General features: G+C 48.8%; 17 protein-coding genes and 1 riboswitch. Of the genes, 6 read left to right on the top strand and 11 right to left on the bottom strand.

Features of this window, described 5'->3' with window-relative positions:
- Window positions 1–39: 39 nt before the first annotated feature.
- A complete protein-coding gene (locus G499_RS0107805; protein WP_026999484.1) occupies window positions 40–1,335 on the bottom strand; it encodes an acetyl-CoA hydrolase/transferase family protein in 1,296 nt (431 codons plus the stop codon).
- A gap of 110 nt (window positions 1,336–1,445) precedes the next feature.
- On the opposite strand from G499_RS0107805, the gene G499_RS0107800 reads away from it, so the two are divergent.
- Entirely contained in the window at window positions 1,446–1,652 is a 207-nt protein-coding gene (locus G499_RS0107800; RefSeq protein ID WP_026999483.1) for a hypothetical protein, read from the top strand.
- 374 nt (window positions 1,653–2,026) lie between these two features.
- Here the strand turns inward: G499_RS0107800 and G499_RS0107790 are convergent, their stop codons facing one another.
- Window positions 2,027–2,350 (bottom strand): ATP-binding protein, encoded by a 324-nt coding sequence (locus G499_RS0107790; protein ID WP_026999481.1) that lies wholly within the window; start codon window positions 2,348–2,350, stop codon window positions 2,027–2,029.
- 324 nt (window positions 2,351–2,674) lie between these two features.
- Here G499_RS0107790 and gltX point away from each other — a divergent pair, with 324 nt between their 5' ends.
- Window positions 2,675–4,225 (top strand): glutamate--tRNA ligase, encoded by a 1,551-nt coding sequence (gltX, locus tag G499_RS0107785; RefSeq protein ID WP_026999480.1) that lies wholly within the window; start codon window positions 2,675–2,677, stop codon window positions 4,223–4,225.
- A gap of 64 nt (window positions 4,226–4,289) precedes the next feature.
- A complete protein-coding gene (locus G499_RS0107780) occupies window positions 4,290–5,420 on the top strand; it encodes a glycosyltransferase family 4 protein (RefSeq protein WP_026999479.1) in 1,131 nt (376 codons plus the stop codon).
- 48 nt (window positions 5,421–5,468) lie between these two features.
- Here G499_RS0107780 and G499_RS0107775 read toward each other — a convergent pair whose 3' ends face one another.
- The 4 genes from G499_RS0107775 to G499_RS21730 all read right to left on the bottom strand — a co-directional run bounded on the left by G499_RS0107775 (window position 5,469) and on the right by G499_RS21730 (window position 7,158).
- A complete protein-coding gene (locus tag G499_RS0107775; protein ID WP_154658361.1) occupies window positions 5,469–5,888 on the bottom strand; it encodes a hypothetical protein in 420 nt (139 codons plus the stop codon).
- Window positions 5,889–5,950: 62 nt separating this feature from the next.
- On the bottom strand, window positions 5,951–6,097 hold the full coding sequence (locus G499_RS21740; protein ID WP_154658360.1) for a hypothetical protein: 147 nt from the start codon (window positions 6,095–6,097) through the stop codon (window positions 5,951–5,953).
- 264 nt (window positions 6,098–6,361) lie between these two features.
- Window positions 6,362–6,499: a hypothetical protein gene (locus G499_RS21735; protein ID WP_154658359.1), complete on the bottom strand. Its 138-nt coding sequence runs from the start codon at window positions 6,497–6,499 to the stop codon at window positions 6,362–6,364.
- Between the two features lie 512 nt (window positions 6,500–7,011).
- Window positions 7,012–7,158: a hypothetical protein gene (locus G499_RS21730; RefSeq protein ID WP_154658358.1), complete on the bottom strand. Its 147-nt coding sequence runs from the start codon at window positions 7,156–7,158 to the stop codon at window positions 7,012–7,014.
- A 203-nt stretch (window positions 7,159–7,361) separates the two neighbouring features.
- On the opposite strand from G499_RS21730, the gene G499_RS0107755 reads away from it, so the two are divergent.
- A complete protein-coding gene (locus G499_RS0107755) occupies window positions 7,362–8,945 on the top strand; it encodes a bifunctional GNAT family N-acetyltransferase/carbon-nitrogen hydrolase family protein (RefSeq protein WP_026999477.1) in 1,584 nt (527 codons plus the stop codon).
- A 3-nt stretch (window positions 8,946–8,948) separates the two neighbouring features.
- Here G499_RS0107755 and G499_RS0107750 read toward each other — a convergent pair whose 3' ends face one another.
- The 3 genes from G499_RS0107750 to G499_RS0107740 all read right to left on the bottom strand — a co-directional run bounded on the left by G499_RS0107750 (window position 8,949) and on the right by G499_RS0107740 (window position 12,625).
- On the bottom strand, window positions 8,949–9,977 hold the full coding sequence (locus tag G499_RS0107750) for an ABC transporter ATP-binding protein (protein WP_081413691.1): 1,029 nt from the start codon (window positions 9,975–9,977) through the stop codon (window positions 8,949–8,951).
- A gap of 106 nt (window positions 9,978–10,083) precedes the next feature.
- Window positions 10,084–11,151, bottom strand: a complete 1,068-nt coding sequence (locus G499_RS0107745) for a FecCD family ABC transporter permease (protein ID WP_081413690.1) — start codon at window positions 11,149–11,151, stop codon at window positions 10,084–10,086.
- Between the two features lie 262 nt (window positions 11,152–11,413).
- Window positions 11,414–12,625 carry an ABC transporter substrate-binding protein gene (locus tag G499_RS0107740; RefSeq protein WP_026999474.1) on the bottom strand — a complete coding sequence of 404 codons (1,212 nt, stop codon included), beginning with the start codon at window positions 12,623–12,625 and terminating at the stop codon, window positions 11,414–11,416.
- Between the two features lie 26 nt (window positions 12,626–12,651).
- Window positions 12,652–12,863, bottom strand: a riboswitch (cobalamin riboswitch).
- Between the two features lie 307 nt (window positions 12,864–13,170).
- Here G499_RS0107740 and G499_RS19145 point away from each other — a divergent pair.
- Window positions 13,171–15,411: a TonB-dependent receptor family protein gene (locus tag G499_RS19145; RefSeq protein ID WP_051296066.1), complete on the top strand. Its 2,241-nt coding sequence runs from the start codon at window positions 13,171–13,173 to the stop codon at window positions 15,409–15,411.
- Between the two features lie 127 nt (window positions 15,412–15,538).
- On the opposite strand, the gene G499_RS0107730 is transcribed toward G499_RS19145, so the two are convergent.
- Complete coding sequence (locus G499_RS0107730) at window positions 15,539–15,931, bottom strand: DUF5684 domain-containing protein (RefSeq protein WP_026999473.1); 393 nt, start codon at window positions 15,929–15,931, stop codon at window positions 15,539–15,541.
- Between the two features lie 507 nt (window positions 15,932–16,438).
- A complete protein-coding gene (locus tag G499_RS0107725; protein ID WP_051296064.1) occupies window positions 16,439–17,806 on the bottom strand; it encodes a spinster family MFS transporter in 1,368 nt (455 codons plus the stop codon).
- A 547-nt stretch (window positions 17,807–18,353) separates the two neighbouring features.
- Here G499_RS0107725 and G499_RS19135 point away from each other — a divergent pair.
- Window positions 18,354–20,936: a ligand-binding sensor domain-containing protein gene (locus tag G499_RS19135; protein WP_081413689.1), complete on the top strand. Its 2,583-nt coding sequence runs from the start codon at window positions 18,354–18,356 to the stop codon at window positions 20,934–20,936.
- The last annotated feature ends 35 nt before the right edge of the window (window positions 20,937–20,971 follow it).

Genomic DNA, 20,971 nt, shown 5'->3' with positions numbered 1-20,971 from the left:
TCAGCTGATTGCACCAAAGCCTCTCTCCACCCAGCAAGGTTATAGCGATAGCCCCCAAGTTTGGCGTGCTTGCTTTTGGAGGTTTTCACGATGGTCAGGATGGGCTATATTGATAAGGGCTTTGGCTCTTTCGCGGAGACTACGACCATAGAGGTAAGCGATGCCATATTCGGTAACGACATAGTGTACATGCGCACGGGTAGTTACCACGCCCCCTCCAGCATTGAGCAGCCCTGTAATGCGGCTAAGTCCCTTAGAAGTAGTAGAGGGTAGGGCGATAACGGGCTTTCCACCGTCGGAGAGCGCCGCCCCCCTGATGAAATCCATCTGCCCACCAACCCCTGAATAAATACGCGTTCCGATAGAATCAGACACTACTTGACCGCTGAGGTCTACCTCTATAGCGCTATTGATGGCCACTACCTTGGGGTTTTGTCGGATAACAGCTGTATCATTGACATACGCGATGTCTAACAACCGCACCAGCGGGTTGTCGTCTATAAAATCGTAGACCTGCTGCGAGCCAACTACAAAGCCCGATACAATATGGCGGCGGTGTTTTTCTTTATGCTCATTGGTAACCACGCCGGCTTCTACCAAAGGAATCAGCCCATCGGAAAACATCTCTGTATGTACTCCTAAGGCTTTATGGTGTAGGAGGGCTTCGAGTACGGCATTCGGGATAGCGCCAATACCCATCTGTAAGGTGGCTCCGTTGTCAATCAGAGAGGCTACGTGATGCCCAATACGGCGCTCTACCTCACTCAAAGGCTTGACGGGGTGCTGTATGAGGGGGCGGTCTACGGCTACTAGTTTGTGAAATTTGCTGATATGGATGTTGCCGTCGCCGTGTGTGCGTGGCATTTGTGGGTTCACCTCCGCAATGAGTATGCGGGCAGTCTGGGCTGCCGCCAAGGCTACATCGACCGAAGTGCCTAGGCTACAATATCCGTGGGCATCGGGAGGAGATACTTGCAAAAGCGCTACATCGAGGGCGACGATACCGCGTCGGAACAACAACGGGATTTCACTCAAAAAAATAGGCACATAATCTGCCGCGCCTTCATTGACGGCGGCACGGGTATTTTTGCCCACAAAAAAGTTATTGACCCGAAAAGCCTTACGGCATTCTGGTTGGGCGTGTGGAGCCGTGCCTTCGATATGGATATGGTGTATGGTAACCTCTGACAGCTCACCTGCCCTTGCGGCTAGGGCTTCGAGCAGGGTTTGTGGTGTAGCTGCAGCGCCATGTACAAAGATATGTTGCCCAGATTGGATGAGCGCTACCGCCTCTTCGGCAGATACAGTCTGATAGGTTTGTGGTTTTAATGGCATTGTGTGTGGGTTTGGTATTGATGTTACAAAGCTAGCCCACAAGAATTAGGCTCAAAATGACATCGGTCAGGTCGAAATAACCAGCAAACACTACCAGACAATCCACACCATTGGACATTTTTCAAATCCCACAGTTAAAACTGCGGGCTAAGTCTCACTTTGGGGGTGAAACGAGGCCTCAGTTGCTCAATGACTTTTTGGCACAAGAGATTGAAGACTACAATGCCTACCTACAGACCCTAACACCTATCACCTTACCTGATACCACCCAACTCAACGAGCTCTTCCGTCAAACTCTTGGAGAGGTCTGGGGCTAAGGTGCTAAACAACATACCGCTCTGGCTCTTGGCCAAAAACATCCTTCCCCTTTATTATTGATGGCCTGAAAATACCCGCTAAAATTCCACTATACCCAAGCAAAAACAGCTCTCATTTTGTACTATCTTTGTCTAAAGTGTTTAGTAGAGTTTTCTTAGTCTTTACAAAGCTAAAATCGTCATAAATAACCCGCTCATAGATATGTTTCAACCTAACTGCTCCGAAAATCAATTGAGCGAAGCAGGGCAAGACAAAATCAAGGTACTTTTGCCGAATTGAATTGTCGGATAGAGTTTTAGGGCACATCTCGCTTTTTCTAAAAACCGACTACCAAATAAACAACTAGCCATTCGTGCATCCGTGGCGAAAGCGGCTACACACCCAAATCTGGCCAGTAGATGATGGCTGTAAACTGTTCGGCTTCGGTATCGTTGACAAACTCAATGTGTGGGTGCGCTTTGAGTGCCCGCAAAATACCGCTCTCAGCTCCTTTGTATTGAAGCAACTCTGGGGCGAGGGAGTCGAGGATGTCGTTGCGTTTTTTGCGAATCCCCCTTTTGGCCTGTTCAAGTGTGAGGTTGTTGGGCAATTTACCGGGGCTGATGATTTCGACCCTATTCTGAAATACAAAAAGCTTGATTGTATCACGAATAAAATAGTCGCGATGAATCAATGCATTGGTCAGCAACTCTACCAAGACCACCTTCGGGATTTCTAAGACACTGGGGAGCCCTCACCGCTTTGTATTTTGTGTAGGGTGCGCAATACAAAGGCCATCATTACATGTTGCTTGGTAGTATGTAATATTACTCAAATATCCGCAGGTGAGCAAGGGGGCGGAGCAAGGGAGTTGGATTTTCAAAACCGCTGTGGTCTATGAAGTCCGACTAGGTTTTTGTACCTTTGCGGCACTGTTTAGTTCACACATTAGGGTTGCTGGGGAGATAACAAGCCTGTTGGGTTATGGGTTATCTCTATACCAATTTCCTTAACCTTACATTTTTATTGCTACCCCCAAGATATGAATCGAGAAGTACGCGTACGATTTGCTCCTAGCCCCACCGGGGCACTGCACATTGGCGGTGTGCGCACCGCGCTATACAACTACCTGTTTGCCAAGCAACAAGGCGGTAAGTTTCTAATCCGTATAGAAGACACCGACCAGACGCGCTTTGTGCCCGGGGCGGAGAATTATATTTTTGAGGCTTTGGAGTGGCTAGGGCTCACGCCCGATGAGTCGCCGCTACACGGAGGCCCACATAGCCCCTACCGCCAGTCGGAGCGCAAGCCGATGTACCGTGAGTATGCGCAGCGCCTTGTAGACGAAGGCAAGGCCTATTATGCCTTCGATACCGCCGAGGAGCTCGATGAGATGCGCAAGCGCCTGACGGCGGCCAAGGTCAAATCGCCACAGTACAACGCCATCACACGGATGCAGATGAAAAATTCCCTGACCCTCCCCGCCGATGAGGTGCAGGAGCGCCTCGACTCGGGCGAGCCTTATGTCATCCGTATCAAAATGCCCCGCAAAGAGGAAATTCGCCTACACGACATCGTGCGCGGATGGGTGATGGTACACTCTTCGACCCTCGACGACAAGGTGCTGATGAAATCGGACGGGATGCCGACCTACCACCTAGCCAATGTGGTAGACGACCACCTGATGCAAATCACCCACGTAATCCGTGGGGAAGAGTGGCTGCCCTCGGCTCCGCTGCACGTATTGCTCTACCAATACCTAGGATGGGAGGCGACTATGCCGCAATTTGCCCACCTACCGCTTATCCTTAAGCCCGACGGCAACGGCAAGCTCAGCAAACGCGACGCCGACCAACACGGGTTCCCCATTTTCCCCCTCGCTTGGACAGAACCCGAAAGCGGCACAGCCGTAGCTGGTTATCGCGAAGAAGGCTATCTGCCGGAGGCGCTGACCAACTTCTTGGCCTTCTTGGGCTGGAACCCCGGCACTACTCAGGAATTGTTTACCCTATCTGAGTTGGTGGAGACTTTCAGCCTAGAGCGTATTGGTAAATCAGGGACTAAGTTTGATATCAAAAAAGCGCACTGGTTCAACCAACAGTACCTCCGCAACAAAACCAACGAGGAGTTGCTGGCCTACCTCCGTGCCGACCTCAGCCGCGCCAAGCTAGAGGGGCACACGCTCAACGATACACAACTGCTCCAAATCTGTGAGCTGATGAAGGAACGCGCTACTTTCCCACAGGATATTTTGGCCGAAGGCCGCTTTTTCTTCGAAGCACCTACTAGCTTCGACACCGGGTTGGTGGCCAAAAAATGGACTGCTGCCGCTGCCGAGGTGATTCAGGCCTACAGCCAAGCCCTCAATACCGGTCAGCCTGCCACTTGGGAGGCCGAAGCCATCAAACAGCTGCTCCACGACACCGTAGAGGCTAAGCAAGCCAAACTAGGCCAGATAATGCCCGCCCTCCGCATTGCGCTCACAGGTGCCGGCGCCGGCCCTGATTTGATGATTTTGCAGGAACTGCTAGGCAAGGAGGCCGTCAGCCAACGCCTGAGCTTTGCCCTACAGCAACTGAGCGTTCAGGCATAAATCAAGTAGCTCCGAAGCCATCTTTCTTTGCTTCGGAGCTACTATACATTAACCCTACGATTCGATGCAGTTGATTGTCTATGTGCTTTCTAATGTTACGGATGCGGTGGCGTTTGAGTGGATCAGCACACACCTAGACAAATCGCGCTTTCGGCTGCATTTTGTGCTGCTCAACCCTGAGGAGCGCTGCCGTCTGGTCGATTTTTTTGAATCCCAGCACATTCCTTACACTTGGCTGCCCTACCACCACAAGCGCCAGCTCCCGGGCGTGGTGTGGCGGCTTTATCGGCTATTGGGCAAGCTGCGCCCTACGGCAGTACATACCCACCTTTTTGAAGCCAGCCTTGCCGGGCTGTTGGCAGCACGTTTGGCCGGTGTGCGGCAGCGCATCCATACCCGCCATCACGCCACCCTACACCACCGTTACTTCCCGAGGGCGGTTTGGTACGACAAGGCCGTCAATGCCCTCTCTACCGATATTGTGGCTATTTCGGAAAACGTACGGCGTGTGTTGTTGGAAAAGGAGCGCGTGTCTCCGCAGAAAATCAGCCTGATACATCACGGCTTTTTGTGGGAGCATTTCGAGGCTGTCAGTCCTGAGCGCGTGGCTGCTTTCAGGGAGCGCTACCAACTGCCGGAAGGGCGCTGGGTAGTAGGGGTGATTTCGCGCTATATCCACCTCAAAGGAATTGAGTATATCATCGAGGGCTTTGAGCAACTCCTAACACAAGCACCAGAGGCCTGTTTGGTCTTGGCCAATGCTACGGGCGACTATGCCGGCGTTATCCGGCAAAAACTCCAGACCCTACCTGCCGACAGCTATCGCGAGATTGTATTTGAGCGGGATATCGCGGCTTTTTATGCCCTGATGCAAGCCTTCGTACACGTACCCATAGACCCTGAGGTAGAGGCTTTTGGGCAAATTTATATCGAGGCGATGGCCGCCGGAGTACCCTCAATCGTTACGCTTTCGGGCGTAGCTCCGGAGTATATCCAAGATGGCTTACAGGCCTGGGTGGTGCCTTTTGAAGATGGCCCAGCCATTGGGCAGCAGCTGCTTCGAATTTATCAAAACCCTCAGGAGGCCAAGGACATTACCCAAAAAGCACAAGAAACGGTGCGTCGTCGATTTGCGCTCAAGAATATGGTGAATCGATTGGAGGCCTTATACCAAAAAAACAGCCCCAAGTACTGAAGCATACCGGGGCTAGTCTATCCTCTCGCTTGGATATGTTTTTTTTGACTAGTCAGCCATCAGCCAGTCAACGGCTTTTTGCTCGTCATCGAAGAGCTTGATTTCAAACCCTCCGATTTTTTTGGCATTATCCTCCAAAAATTCTGCCGACAGGTTGGCATAAAAATCTTTGGAGTAAATATGGGCAAACTTGCTCAAGCCGGCCTGAATCACCTGTGGCATCCATTCGTTAGCCAGCCAATCGTTGGCTTCGTCCCATACGCCGATGAGTTGGCGGTTATCATTGAGCAGCTTTGATTGTTCTTTCTCTTTGATAAGTGAAAGAAATAAGAGCGCTCCCTCTTGTACTTGGGCAAGAGAAAGATCAGCGCCTATCCAATTGGCATAAAACAGGTCTTGGTCTTTCCTGTAGGTGATGGTAAAGAAAACTTCATCCTGTGCGTTTTTCAACGTTTGTGTTGTCATCATTTTTATTTGTTTTGATAATGATTAGATTAAGTACTATAACGCAAATAAGCCGCCCAAGGCAACTACTTGCTGAGCATTTTGCGGTGGGGCATCGAAGCTCGGTCTATTTCGTTGAGTACTGAAGCGCGTATTGCTTTCAGCTTGTTTACTTCTGCAATCATTCTATCAAGCTCTGCTGAAAGGCTTTTGTTGGATTTAGTAGACATCATAACCTAAAACATTTAGAAGTGTGTGATATACTGTGTGTTAATGATGCAAAACTAGCGCGTATTTATGGTGTATGAAATAAGTCATTTACCCCAAATAGTTGGCGAAAAAGACGTATTTCTTACTCAGGTAAAACCCTGAAGTCAATTAAATGTTTGGAACAAGAATAGCACCAAAAAAGCTGATAACCAGCAGCTATCAGCTTTATATACTACTAAACCTTTTTAAAACTAAACCCAAAACAATGTTTTCCTGTTTTTTATAGCCTACTTGGCTTTCTTCAGGCTCTCTTCTATCTGGTGTACTTTATCCAGCATTTTCGCCCGCTTGTCCTTCATTTGTCTCAGCTCATCGATTGTTTTTTGCAACTCGTCTAATGTCTGTTTGTTTTTCTTTAGGCTCATTGAGAAGCTTTTTAGAGTGATTGATTACTTTGTATTTTTTGATGCTACAAAGTTAGGTTTTGGCCATCATAGTACCAGTCCGTATTAGGCTTGAATTTGATACACACAGAATCCTTGAGTAGACATCGGGCAATTACCCGAGTAGGCACACAAAAAAACCGACAGTCAAAGACCGGCGGCTTTTTGCTCTACTAAACCTATTATCAAAACTAAAGTCTATTATCAACCCCTAGGGGTAATTTTTTCTGGTGTTGGCTAAGTTGCTGTGCAATATTATTGCTGACTTAGTAATACAAAGGTAGGGGCTTTGGGATAAACTCCAGCTCAGGGTTTTCCACCAAGTTATCAGGGTTTTCCTAGGGTATTTACCTGATACCAGTAAGGATATGCGCTGTATTAAGGCCTTGAGCCCTGCTCATCTTGCCCTCATCAACAGAAAAAAACCGTCGACCAAGGGCCGGCGGCTTTTTGAACTACTAAACCTATTTATCAAAACTAAACCAAACTCTATACTATTTACTGTTGTTTTGTTTGGGAATCTTCGCTCTTACTTCACGAATAAGCTCATCCCTCAATGCTTTTTGCTTTTTGATATTTGCATTCACTTCGGCCAATTCTTGGAGCAGTTGCCCCGTCTTGGCAGTATTTTTCTTTGTCATTACGGATCTTTTCAAGTAGTAGAGAAACGGTGTCTTTTTGTCTTACTTTGTGATTACAAAATTAGGCTATGAGCTTGAGCGAGCCTATACGTTATTTCTTGTAATTATGCTTTGTATTCGCTGTATGGCTTGTCAGGTATTTACCTGAATGATTTGGGAAATCGCATTTTTTTGACTAAATTGAGCAAAAAATTACTGTCGTTATGTCTCACACACAAGACCAAAACACCCTTTCTGAAGAAGAACATAAGCTAGTTCTTCGCAACTTGAAATCAACTGATTATGAAGACGTTGTATCGCTGATGCGCAACATCTATCAGGTAGGTGGCGTATGGCGCAAAGAGCAGCTAGAAACCCTCCTGAAGAGCTTCCCTGAAGGGCAGCTTTGTATTGCTGACAAAGGCCGCGTAGTGGCTTTTGCGCTCTCACTGATGATTGATTCTGACGATTTAGAAGATACCCACACCTACGCCGAAATCACGGGAAATTACCGCCTCAATACACACAATGCCAATGGCAATATTCTGTATGGCATCGAAATAGGCGTACATCAAGATTACCAAGGGATGCGCCTTGGTCGCAGGCTTTACAATGCGCGCAAGGAACTATGCGAAAAGCTGGCACTCAAATCGATTGTGGCCGGTGGCCGAATGCCCAACTACCACCTTTACAAAGACAAACTCTCTCCCAAGGAATATATTGAAGGAGTAAAGATGAAGGAAATCTATGATCCTGTGTTGACTTTTCAGCTCAGCAATGGTTTCCACGTCAAGAAGGTGTTGAAAGATTACCTGCCCTACGACCAAGAGTCTGATGCGTATGCTACGCTCATTGAGTGGCACAATATCTATTATACCAAAAAGAAAACACCGTTCAACACCCGCCGTACCAATGTGCGCATAGGGGTTGTACAGTGGCAGATGCGCCATACGCCTTCACTTGACTCTTTTATGGACAATGTGGAGTTTTTTGTGGATGCAGTTTCGGGCTACAAGGCCGACTTTGTGCTCTTCCCTGAGTATTTCAATGCCCCCCTGATGGCCGCCTTCAACGAAATGGGTAGCGCTCAGGCTATCCGCCATCTGGCTCAACATACCGAAGAAATTCGCCTGAGAATGGTAGACTTGGCCCTGAGCTACAACATCAATATCATTGCCGGCAGTATGCCTGTATACGAAGAGGGCAGCCTCTACAATGTGTCATATCTCTGTCGCCGCGATGGGACTTGCGAAGCCCAATACAAAATCCACCCTACGCCGAGCGAAGTGGCTGAATGGGGAATGCAAGGAGGCAACCAACTCCAAGTATTTCAGACGGATGCGGGCAAGATTGGGATTTTGATTTGTTATGACTCAGAGTTCCCTGAGCTGAGCCGTCTGCTAGCCGATGAGGGGATGGAAATCCTTTTTGTTCCTTTTTCTACAGATATGCAAAGTGGTTATCAGCGTGTGCAGATATGTTCCAAAGCACGCGCCATCGAAAACGAATGTTATGTAGCCATTGCGGGCAGCGTAGGCAACCTGCCCAAGGTCATCAATATGGACATCCAGTATGCGCAGTCGGCCATCTTCTCCCCTTCTGACTTTTCGTTCCCTCAGAATGCCATCATTGCCGAAGGCACTCCCAACAACGAGATGACCATCGTAGCAGATGTAGACCTCAAGCTCCTCAAAAACCTGCACTTGCGGGGTAGCGTCCGCAACCTCCAAGATCGGCGCAAAGACCTCTACGAGGTACGCCGCCTTCCCAAAAAGCCAACTAATGGGCAGCAGCCACACATTAATTAAGCGCTAAAGCGCCTCCACCTCTGCGATTACCTCCGCAAGGCTATAATGGGTTTGTTGGTTGTTGTGGGTTTTGGTAACCCATTGGGGTTGCTGGCCAAGGGTATGCAACTGCACACAGACAGCCTCTTGTTGTTGGACGCTCACCTCGAACCCTCGCCGTTCGAGGGCTTGGCGCGTCCAGTGTAGAGAGATGCCCTCTTCTCCTAGGAGGCCGATTTTGCGGCGTTGTGTGGTCGGCATCTTGAACAAACCCGTTTGAGGGTCAAAGTCAATACCTTGGCGTGCAAAAATACGTTCAAACACCCCTTGCAGTACCAAATCTTCAGGGATGCCCGTTATCAGTTTTTGTTCTGGCTGCATCAGCCAGAGTTTATCCGCAGCCTGAAGCGCCAGCGAGAGGTCGTGGGTAGTCAACAAGATGGCTTTCTGCTGTTCGTGGGCTAGGCGGCGCAATAGCTGTAACAGCATCACCCTGTTGGCCAAGTCGAGGTGGGCGGTAGGCTCATCAAGCATCAAGACAGGCGTGTCTTGGGCCAATGCCCTGGCTATCATCACCTTTTGGTGTTCGCCATCGCTCAAAGTCTGTATAGGTCGGTCAATCAAGTGTGTGGTCTCCGTCAAGACCATCGCTTGGCTGACCTGTTGGTGGTCTTGGGTTGTATGGCGGCCCCACCAGTTGGTATAGGGGTAGCGCCCCATGGCCACCAACTCATAAACCGACATCCCATTGCCGCCCAGCCTAGCCGTCGATACCCAGGCCATATGCTTGGCACGTTGTGTGGTGCTCAGTTGGTCTAGCGGTACGCCTCCCCAATAAACTTGCCCGCCTAGCGGCGCCTGTAGGCCGGCGAGCGAGCGCAACAAGGTTGATTTCCCGACCCCATTGATTCCTATCAGGCAAGTCAGTTCCCCTGCTAGCAAAGACAAAGACAAGCCGCGCTCCAAGACCCGCTGCCCGTAGCCTATGCTCAGGCACTGGGTATCGATGGCAGCATTGGGCACAGGCCCTGCGGAAATGTCTGATGTATTCATACTCAAAAAGCTAGGCTAAATATTGTGTTTTATCTTTATGGGATGCATCTTTTTGCGATACACCACCGTTATGCAAGTGGCAAGCACTACACCTGATTTTATCATCTCAATGCCTCAATCGCCTCACGTTCAGCAACACATATATCACCACTGGCGCACCAATAAGGGCGGTAATGGCGTTTAGAGGCAGGCTGATTTGACTTCCCGGCAATTTACTGACAACATCGCAGAGCAAGAGCAGCCCAGCACCGCCCAAGGCCGTTGCGGGCACCAGCCACTGGTGATTGGTGCTGCGCAAGAGGGTGCGCACCAGATGTGGGACTGCAATGCCGATAAAGGCAATAGGCCCGCAAAAGGCGGTTACGCTGCCGGTCATCAAACCAGTCATAAGAATCACTACCAACCGTAGCCGCATCAAAGGCAGCCCTAGGCTCTGTGCATAAGTTTCGCCCAAGAGTAAGGCATTGAGGTGTTTGGCCGAGAGCCAAGTACCTCCTAAGCCTAGCAATACGCAGGCGGCAAGCCAATAGAGCTGCACCCCCGATACTGCGCCCGTATTGCCAAAAGTCCAGACCAGATAACTTTGTATCTGTTCGGGATGGCTGAAGTATTGCCCAATGCTGACCAACGCACCGCTGAGCTGCCCTACCATCACCCCCACAATCAAAAGTACCACAATATCGGATACCCTCCGTGCCAAAAACAACATCAACAGCAGTACAGCCATTGCCCCCAACATCGCCGCCACAATGACCGAAAATCCCCCTTGTGCTGCGCTGGCAGTAGAAAGGCTCAAGCCCGAACCAAAGACCACGATGGCCACCCCTAGTCCGGCTCCGGCACTGATACCCAATACCGACGGTCCTGCCAGAGGGTTTTGAAACAAGGTCTGCATTTGTAACCCACTGACAGCCAGCGCTGCGCCGGCTAGGGCTGTTGTCAAGGCGCGGGGCAACCGCAAATGGTAGATGATGTTGACCCATATTGGGGGTACTTGTGTGTCCCCCAATAGGCTACGTATAATCGCCTCCGGCGGAATCCAAACCGAACCTAATGCCACATCCAATACAAAGGCCAGTACCATCAATACTCCCAAGCCCCAAAACCAAGCTTGGCGCAGCTTGGGAGGGGCTATGGTATTTGTGGAGGCTTCGTAAGTGGGTAGTTTGCTCATTTGTTCTTGGGCGGTAGCGTTAATATACTCAGGCTTGACTGTCTAGCCAATTGATTGCATCTGGCTGATTGCCAAAGTATGGTGTGGTAAACAATCCTACATATTTTAGGCACTCCTCTTGGTATTGTCGCTCAGTTATCCGCGTGGTAGCGGCCAACCAATAGAGATCTATCCTCTTGGAATCTTCAAAGAACTCCAATCTCAAAAAAGCTTTCGTGTACAAGCATAACAAGTGCTATTAGGTAATAGATTGCGTACAAAATCAGGGAAGTTGATGGTAATACACCTGCTGATGCTTGGGCAGTAGCTCTGGGTGGATGATACTGATGAGGTCTGCCAAGATAAGGTGTGGCTCCACTATTCCCTGCATAAAATACGTGCTACCACCTTTGGTAGTTGTATGCCGGTTATTGTTGTACACTTGTTTTTGGACAAAGGGCTTAAAATTGGCCAATCGCGGGTCTTGTGTCTGAATATCAGCGAGTTGCCTAGCCGAGCTGGTATTAAGCCAAAGGTCTGCTTGTTGGGCCTTGGCATACACCGCTTCAAAGTCGAGCGCGAGGCTGCCCGTGCCTTGTGTATCGGCCCAGGGGTAGTCTGCACCGGCATCTTTGAGCAAGGTAGCCACATAACTTTGGCCAGCAGGTACATACCAAGTCCCTTTGTAGGGCAGGTCAGTCAAGACCAAGGGGCGGGGTTTGCTTGGGGGCAGGGCCTTGACGAGGCGCTGCAAGGAGTCGTAGCGTTGGGTAATTGCCTCAAAACAAGCTTGTGCCTTAGTAGGCTTGCCCAAGAGTAAGCCAAAAACCTTGAGCCATTCCGCACGACCCAAGGGCGAGGCTTCTAACCAGTCGCCATTAGGCACTATCGTAATACCGGCTTGCTCTAGGGCATTCATTCCCTTGAGACTTTGGACCTGAACGACAGAGGCTATCAACACCTGAGGCTGTTGTGCCAATACCAGTTCGTGGTTCAGGCTTCCCCCCTTGCCTACCTCCGCTACTTTCCCTTGTTTTAGGGCTGCTTGTAGTCCTTCGTGTGGGAGATAGTCGGCCTCTGTCAATCCTACCACTGCGTCTAAGCCTTCTAGTACCTCAAACATAGCCAAGTGGGTATGGGACGCTGCCACTGCCCTGCTGACAGGAGTGCGGATAATTTGGTAGTTGCTGCCTTGTAGGGCAGCAGGTACTTCGGCCTGATGAGGAACGAGGGCTAGTTGGATTTGCGCCGTGCTGTCTTGAGCGCTTTGCCCAATGTGCAATACAGGGTAGCCGGAGATGTAGTGGATACTAAAGTTTTGGGCATACTGTACCTGCAAATGTAGCGTATCTGTTACGGCAACAGCTCCCTGATTCTTGGCCTCTTGGCGAGTATCGGCGGTATTACAAGCCTGAAAAATAAAGAGGGCAGCCAATAATGCCCCAAGCCAGCCCCAAGTAATTTGGGCTGTGCGCGTTTTTTGTTTGTTTGTCATCTGTACTTTTCACCCCGAAAGTAAGTGTGAAACCATAGGCAAGGGCAGGTCTTCTGACTTCTCGGAATACTGACACCCTTCCCAACTAGCTAGTAGTCAGTGGATTGTATAAATCATCAGTATCACTTCTGTGTTTAGGCCGAGACCTAACAGCCGAGTTACAGCAGCGGGGGCTGTCCCGGAATTTCACCGGATTCCCTTTTGAGCCATCTAAAGCACCCAAAGCCGAGGGCAAATATAGGCATATTTCAGGGTATTTGTATCAAAGATGGCTGTATGTTGAGGTGATGGCCTCAAAATATAGTGTCATTGGTATAGGCAGCAGGCTTTGTATAGTATAAAGATAGAGACACACACAAAGGAAATACAAGCGTTGTGGCTTTTGGAAGTCGGTAAGCAACTTCTACCAAGCACATTCTGAGGAATTTACCGCAGCATTCAGGAGTTTTTTTTTAATTTATTTGTAATCAGTCTAAATAATTTTTAGTTTTGCCCTCGCAAACTCTATTTGAATTGAGTCTAAAACAAATTAAACACAACTCATTATGCGCTTTCAATACTTCTCTTTTCTAACACTTGCGCTAATCCTTGGGAGTCTCGACCCATTAGTGGCACAAGAAGCCAAGAGCTATACCACCTCGACGAGCAAAGTAATTGCCACGACACAAACCCCAGACCCGCTCGACTCTCTGAAGAGGTACGATATGCCTCAGATTGTTGTCTTAGGCGGCAAGGAAGGGCTTTTCAAAGAAATTCCGGGTGCTGTCAGCTTTATCAGTGCTCGCGAGTTAAACCTTCTAGCGCCTATCAGTGGCAATGAGGTGTTTCGCCGCGCCCCCGGCCTACACGTAGTAGATGAAGAGGGACTTGGGATGCGCGTGAATGTGGGTATACGCGGACTTGACCCCGACCGCAGCCGCAACGTCTTGATGCTCGAAGACGGCATTCCTGTGGCGCTTAATCCTTATGGTGAGCCAGAGATGTACTACACCCCTGTGATGGATCGGATGATAGGTGTAGAAGTACTCAAAGGCAGCGGACAGATTATGTATGGCCCGCAAACTGTCGGTGGGGTAATCAATTACATTACCGCAGATCCTCCCCAAAACCAAGAGCTGAACGTAAAACTACGCGCCGGCCAAGGGGGCTATTTCAGCGGCTTGGTAGGCTATGGCAATACCATCGGCAATGTAGGTTATCAAGTCAATTATCTCTACAAACGCGCTGATGATGTCGGCTTGGTAGGCTTTGAAATCAGTGATTTCAACACTAAGTTCAAGTTCCGTACCGGCGATAAGTCTTCGGTAGGTGTCAAGTTGTCACTTTATAATGAAGTATCTAATGCCACTTATATCGGCATTACCCAAACAATGTATGATGCTAGTGATGAGTTTGACTTTGCCCGCCTTGCCCCCGACGACCGCCTCAATGTACGCCGTTATGCGGCAAGCGTAACCCACCAGTGGGAATTTAGCGAGCGCTTCTCGCTTAAAACTACTGCTTTTGCCAATACCACCAGCCGCAACTGGCAACGTCAAGACTTTGCCTATGCTCCAGTGCCCAATCCTACGGGGGTTGTTTGGGGTGATATAAATACCCCTAATGGGGCTATCTACATGCGCGACCAGAACGCCCACCGTAACCGTAGTTTTGAGGTAGCTGGTATCGAAACACAACTGGCGGGTACTTACTACTTCGGTAATATCGAAAACCGTCTACACATAGGTGCTAGGGCAATGTATGAGCGTGCCTTGGAGCAGCGCATTGATGGTGCCAGCGCCAGCGCCCGCACAGGCCGCCTACGCGACGACGAAATCCGTACGGGCATTGCTTATAGCCTCTATGCTCAAAACGCCCTACACTTCAGTGAGCGCTTTTCTGTAACGCCCGGACTACGAGCTGAGTTTTACAACTATGAGCGCAATATCTTACTCAACAACAACAACCTTGTAGGAGTCAGAAGCGAAAACAATATTACCAGCCTTATCCCAGGTATTGGAGCCAACTATAACCTAGGTGAAAACACCAGTATTTTTGCAGGCGCACACCGTGGGTTCTCCCCTCCACGTGTGAAAGATGCCATCTCTGCTACCGGAGAGGTTTTTGAGCTGGATGCTGAGCTAAGCTGGAACTATGAGCTAGGCTTCCGCAGCAATATCAGCAATTTTGCTCATATAGAGTTTACGGGCTTTTATATGGATTTTGAAAATCAGATTATTCCCGTTTCTGAATCTTCGGGAGGCGCCGGTGCTGGCCTTATCAATGGTGGCGAAACTACACACCGAGGCATTGAGGGAGCTTTTAACATCGACTTTGGTAAAATCGCCAACCTTAACCACCGCCTTGTGCTCGACCTAAACGCTACTTATACAGATGCCTTTTTCAATAAAGACCGCTTTATTGGCCAAAGCCTAAGCGCTGGGGTAGAAGGCACTAATATCAGCGGCAACCGCACGCCCTATGCGCCTCAGTGGTTGCTCTCAAGCGCCTTTACTTGGCAAGCACCTTTCGGTTTTGATTTGCGCCTAACGGCTACCCACGTAGGTGAGCAGTTCACTGATGTGTTGAATACTATAACCCCTAGTGCCAATGGCCGTATCGGCAAATTAGATGCTTATACTATTTTTGATGCTACACTAGGCTATGCTGTAAAACGCTGGAATACACACTTCAATGTATCTGTCAAAAACCTTAGCGATGAGCGCTACATCGCCACACGCCGCCCCCAAGGTATCCGTGTAGGGCTGCCACGTTTTATCACTGCCGGTGTTGAAATTCGCCTTTAATCAGCGTGACTATCGACCGTTTTATTGTAGCAAAAAGCGCTCTTCCTTTGGGAGAGCGCTTTTTTTGGAAAGTACACAAGCTTCTGACTCAAGCGCGCCTTTGTAGCGCTAAGAAGCTTCAATACTACTAATATGTACTTCCTTCGCCGCCGGCAGGGCCTATGTATTTGGCTTCGCCAAAGGCCAAAATCGGAAAGAAAATAACCGATAACAATACCAGGCCTATCGTAAAGCCGCTATCTTTCCCAAAGGAGAGCGATAAATTGTGTAAAATAATGATTGATACGGCAATATTGACGAACGGGATGAACATCAGTACCAACCACCAAGTAGGTTTGCCCACGATTTCGAGCAAGATAACAATATTGTAAATTGGTATGAGCGATGCCCAGCCGGGTTTACCGGCCTTGGTGAAAATAACCCACTGTGAGGCAATAATCACTCCGCCAATAACCAGCGAAATGATGAGGTAGATGAAGAGGCCGCCAAGCAAGACAATCTTAGATACATCAGATTCCATAGTAAATTTTGATTAATAAGTTATCGTGATAAAATTTTGTATTTCAAACAAATAACGCAATTTCTAAACAATCAAGCAAGATTCGTTCACAGAAAAAAAGCGTATACCGTATAGTAGCGATTTGGCGCTTTTTTAGCTTTGTATATTGCGTATCGTCTAGTTCATCGGGACTGATAAGCAATAGTTTTTCAGGGGCTTGAAGCCTTTGAAGGGTTGGTGTTGATATACCCTATACCCAACCACAATTGGTTTGGGAAATACACTACTAGACATTTTTGGAAAAGTAACTCGGAGCTCCAGCCCCGAGACAAGCCAAACCCTCATTTCTGGGGTAAAATAAGCCCTAGCCCACAGTTTTAACTGTGGGGGTTTGAAAATATCCAGTGGCGTGCAAAAAACCTTTATTTTATACCAAAATAAGGCTTTTTGTTGATGTCAGACTGGGTCTTTCGTTACTTGTCTAAAAATACCCGATGATTAGAGAAGCCGCTAGACGCTGTGTAATGGTTAGGCATTGCCCTTATTCAGAAATACCTGAAGCCGTTCTAGGCTTTTGGGATAGGCCCTGAAAGCCGCCCACATAGACAACAAGGCCAGGCCATTGCCTACAATGGTTACCGTCAATAGCGAATATCGTACGGCTTTTTCGTCTTGAAACACAAAATCGGTCAGTGCAGCTACGGCAGTAGGTCCCAGGCCAAGCGCAATGATATTGAGCACAAAAAAGTAAATGGCTGTCGCTAGCCCACGCATTTGGTTGGGCATCATTTCTTGGATGGCTGCCCCTGCTGCGCCTAGCGGCGAGGCAATCAGAAAGCAGGAAATCGTGATGGCCAAGATAGAGCTTTGGCCGGAAGGCATCAAGGTATACCACCAACCTGTTATCAAAAGCCCTACAAAGGCATACATACATACTTGAAGGTTGGCGATGGCTCCGTGCTTTCGCTTTAGCCTATCGGCCAAAATACCACCGGCCAAAATGCCCAAGGTACAGCAGAGCGTAATGACTCCACCATAAGCCAGGCCAGCCTGCACCTCTGTCCAGCCATAAGTACGCTGTAACATTGACGGATACCAGCCTGTAGTTCCGTAGGCGCTCATAGAAGTAAAAGCCATCGCAAAAGAAATTCCAAAAAAAGCTTGGCCGTTTTGGCGGATATAGGCCAAAACTTGCTCTAGTGAGAGGGTATTTTGCTGTACGACCGTCTCGGACTGTGCTAGGCGGTTGCGGCGCAATGGCTCGCGTATTGTAAAGACGAGCGCGGCAATCAATAATCCAGGTAGGCCGATGATGAAAAAGACCATCTGCCAAGGGTAAATCTCCCCAACAATCGGCAGCGCCCACATTTCTTGTACAGAAGCCAACTTAATGGCCAAACCCGCTATCACCAGCGCCAGACCCGAACCAATGTAAATCCCCATCGAATAGATACTCATAGCGAGGCTGAGCTTTTCGGGGGGGAAATAGTCTGTAATCATCGAGTAGGCTGGTGGAGTAAGCCCTGCCTCCCCTACCCCTACCCCAACACGTGCCAAAAAAAGCTGGGTGTAGTTTTTGGTAATGCCACAAAGCGCCGTCATCAAGCTCCATAGCGCAATACTGATGATGATAATGCGCTTGCGGCTGTAACGGTCGGCCAGACGGCCAATAGGAATGCCCAAGAGTGTGTAAAAAATCGCAAAACTAAGCCCCATCAACAGGCTCATTTCAAAATCATTGATTTGTAAGTCCCGCTTCATCGGCTTGACCAACAGACTCAGAATCTGCCTGTCGATAAAGGATGAAACATAGGCAATCATCAGCACAAAGACCACATACCAGGCATAGCGCAAGGACGGGGCTTGGGTTGTTGAAGATGTAGCAGTAGATGACATAAGCTAAGGAGATTAAGTGGGTTAGTGAATGTCTTGACAAAGCAAAACTTTAGCTCAAGATAATACAAAATGAATCACAAACCCCAAAAATTCTCAAAAAATCAGCATTCATACCAGAATAACACTCAAATGACGGAAAGGCTCTTGAAAATACCGACTTGATGCAAGCTCCATCCAAGTCTATGTGTCTTCCTTCCAAAACAATTATACATCAAGTTTATGAAATCAAAAATACTCTACCTCTTAAGAAAGGCTTGTTTTGGTTCTGGAGTTAGACTTTTTGGCCACACCACTAGACATTTTTAAAAAAGTAGTTCGAAGCTTTAGCTCCGGGACAAGCTAAAGTTTGGCTTCTGCTGATGTGTTAGGTCGACTGCTTTTGTTATTTCAAAATAATTTTCAACAAAAACAATATAGATACTATTCGACCAACCGTTCTCTAGCTACGACCGGCGCATCACGGCTTTGTGGATGGTTCGTCAATAATGTGCTATCTTTGTACATAAGGTACAAACCCCCTCAGGAGGACTTTAAGTCAAATTATGCTATGAAATATATAAAGTGGCCATTTTTTTATGTTATATGCCTCTGGAGTTTGGTATTGGGAGCGAGTGCTACGGTTTGTGGGCAAATATTACCTATACGCAACTACAGTCTGATAGACGGGATGCCGGAGTCGACCGTTCGGAGTGTGGTCGAAGACCATTTGGGTTATATCTGGATTGCGACCCAAGGGGGAGTCAGCCGTTTTGATGGGCGCAAATTTGAAACTTTTACGACCGAACACGGACTGCCCAGCAACAACATCAGCTGTATCTTCATTGACAACCAAAAGCAGCTCTGGGTAGGCACCCGCGCCGGTATTGGGCGCTTCGATGGCAAGCGCTTCAAAACCCTCAACAAGGCCGATGGCCTCATCAGCGATGACATTACCTGTATCTACCAAGACAGCTATGGCAATTATTGGTTTGGCACTGCCGACGGCATCACCCGCCTCGACGCAAAAGGCTATACCAACTACAGCGGAGCCAATGGCTTGCGCGATACCCACATCTGGTCTATCACCGAAGACAGCCAAAAAAACGTATGGTTTGCAACCTCTGAGGGCATCCACGTATTCAATGGGCGTAGTTTTATGGTATATGACGAACAGAATGGCCTGCCTTCCCGAACCATCAACCACCTCTACCGCGACAGCCAATTGCGTATTTGGATTTCGACCTCTGCCGGGGTTGGCCTGTATAGCAATGGCAAGTTTAAAAGTTATACCATCAAAGACGGGCTGCCAACCAACTTGGTTTGGTATGTGATAGAAGAGCAAAACAAGCGCATCTTGATTGCCACCGCCGCCGGAGTCGTACTTTATCAGCCTGAGAATAATAAGTTTCAGCCTTTCTTGAGGACACAAAACGGCCTAACCGGCAACGAAATCAACTGTATGCTCCGCGATAGCGGGCGCAACCTCTGGGTGGGCACTGACGTGGGGCTGTCCAAGCTTTCTGTGCAGACTTTTGAGACCTATGACGACCGCCAGCTGCGCTTGAATACATCAGTATGGGCGGTTTTTTGCGATAGCAAGGGCGGGCTTTGGTTTGGTACAACAGGCGAGGGACTGATTCAGTTTTCGGCGCTCGACAGCGTGCGCTACCATACCATCGCCCAAGGGCTGCCCAGCAACTATGTCCGTGCTATCAACGAAGATGCCGAAGGCAACCTTTGGTTGGCCACCTATGGCGGAGTGTCCAAATATGACGGACGTAAATTTAGTACCTATACCAAGGAAGATGGCCTGCCTGACAATACTGTCTTCACGGTATTGCCCGACCCCAAGGGCGACATCTGGTTTGGTACCGACAAGGGCATCAGCCGCTTTGATGGCAAAACTTTTACCAACTATACTACCGCTCAAGGGCTGGCCAACAACTATGTAAGGACTACCCTCATAGACCGCAAAGGCAGGCTCTGGATAGGTACTTATGGGGGTATTAGCTGCTTTGATGGTAAAAAATTTACCAACTACACTACAGCCCAAGGCTTACCCAACAACCTCGTGCTCTCTATCCTCGAAGACCGCCAAGGGCAGCTCTGGTTTGCCACCGAAAACGGCCTCTGTTATCTCAAACCCAACGCCAAACCCGGCGATCCAGATAGCTTTGTGTGCTATGACCGCAAAGACGGGCTTAGCTCGCAGGGGGTTTGGCTACTGATCGAAGACAACAACGGCAAGCTCTGGGCAGGCCACCGAACAGGCATCGAAAAGTTTGACCCTAAGGCCAAAAAATTCCAATACTATGGCTATCTCGAAGGGTTTCAACTCATACAGACCTACCCCAATGCCGTGGCCAAAGACAAAAGCGGCAACCTCTGGTTTGGTGCGCTCAACGGTGTGGTCAAATACAAACCCAAAGAAGACCGCATCAATACCATTGCCCCACGCACACACATCACAGAAGTACGCCTTAGCAACAATCCTCAAGCAGTTGACTGGCTCAAACTTCGGGCAGATTCTATCCACCCCTACTTCAACATTCCCCTCAGTACCCGTGGCGAAAAACGACCCGCTGTTGTGTTGCCCTACAACAAAAATCACTTGACCTTCGACTTTGTAGGCATCCACTTTACCGTACCCGAAAAAGTCAGATACCGCTATAAGCTAGAGGGCTTTGAGAAAGACTGGTCTACCCTCTCGGAGCTGAGTAGTGTCAACTATACCAACCTCAAACCCGGCGATTATACCTTTATTGTGGAAGCATACAATCACGACGGCGTAACCTCCGAAATACCTACCTCTTTCCGTTTTCGCATTGCCCCTCCCTACTGGGAGCGCTGGTGGTTTTATCTCATACAGCTGGTTATTTTCTCCAGCCTCATTGGCGCATCTATCTACTTTACGACCCGCAAACGCCGTTCGCCACTCACCATCATCCTCACCTTGATTACGCTCTTGGTAGTGGTTGAGTTCATCAACGTACAAATAGAAGGCTATGTAGACCAGTACACACAAAGCATCCCGTTGTTTAAGATTGCAGTGAATGTATGTGTGGCCGCCCTATTTATGCCCTTAGAGCACCTGCTCCGAAAACGCTTTGAGCATCCCAAGACCCGAGTAACACCAGCGGCGAAAGATTAGTTTTGCTCCCCTAACGCCCATTATGCTTCGACATA

It is taken from the genome of Eisenibacter elegans DSM 3317 (assembly GCF_000430505.1).
Classification (GTDB): Bacteria; Bacteroidota; Bacteroidia; order Cytophagales; family Microscillaceae; genus Eisenibacter; species Eisenibacter elegans.
Note: the sequence above shows the minus strand (reverse complement) of the source record. Positions and strands in the feature narration are given on the sequence as shown.

Excerpts from the sequence above, each read along its gene's own strand:
- G499_RS0107805 (WP_026999484.1), bottom strand. The coding sequence starts at position 1,335 with ATGCCATTAAAACCACAAACCTATCAGACTGTATCTGCCGAAGAGGCG.
- gltX (WP_026999480.1), top strand. The coding sequence starts at position 2,675 with ATGAATCGAGAAGTACGCGTACGATTTGCTCCTAGCCCCACCGGGGCA.
- G499_RS0107780 (WP_026999479.1), top strand. The coding sequence starts at position 4,290 with ATGCAGTTGATTGTCTATGTGCTTTCTAATGTTACGGATGCGGTGGCG.
- G499_RS0107775 (WP_154658361.1), bottom strand. The coding sequence starts at position 5,888 with ATGATGACAACACAAACGTTGAAAAACGCACAGGATGAAGTTTTCTTT.
- G499_RS21740 (WP_154658360.1), bottom strand. The coding sequence starts at position 6,097 with ATGATGTCTACTAAATCCAACAAAAGCCTTTCAGCAGAGCTTGATAGA.
- G499_RS21735 (WP_154658359.1), bottom strand. The coding sequence starts at position 6,499 with ATGAGCCTAAAGAAAAACAAACAGACATTAGACGAGTTGCAAAAAACA.
- G499_RS21730 (WP_154658358.1), bottom strand. The coding sequence starts at position 7,158 with ATGACAAAGAAAAATACTGCCAAGACGGGGCAACTGCTCCAAGAATTG.
- G499_RS0107755 (WP_026999477.1), top strand. The coding sequence starts at position 7,362 with ATGTCTCACACACAAGACCAAAACACCCTTTCTGAAGAAGAACATAAG.
- G499_RS0107750 (WP_081413691.1), bottom strand. The coding sequence starts at position 9,977 with ATGAATACATCAGACATTTCCGCAGGGCCTGTGCCCAATGCTGCCATC.
- G499_RS0107745 (WP_081413690.1), bottom strand. The coding sequence starts at position 11,151 with ATGAGCAAACTACCCACTTACGAAGCCTCCACAAATACCATAGCCCCT.
- G499_RS0107740 (WP_026999474.1), bottom strand. The coding sequence starts at position 12,625 with ATGACAAACAAACAAAAAACGCGCACAGCCCAAATTACTTGGGGCTGG.
- G499_RS19145 (WP_051296066.1), top strand. The coding sequence starts at position 13,171 with ATGCGCTTTCAATACTTCTCTTTTCTAACACTTGCGCTAATCCTTGGG.
- G499_RS0107730 (WP_026999473.1), bottom strand. The coding sequence starts at position 15,931 with ATGGAATCTGATGTATCTAAGATTGTCTTGCTTGGCGGCCTCTTCATC.
- G499_RS0107725 (WP_051296064.1), bottom strand. The coding sequence starts at position 17,806 with ATGTCATCTACTGCTACATCTTCAACAACCCAAGCCCCGTCCTTGCGC.
- G499_RS19135 (WP_081413689.1), top strand. The coding sequence starts at position 18,354 with ATGAAATATATAAAGTGGCCATTTTTTTATGTTATATGCCTCTGGAGT.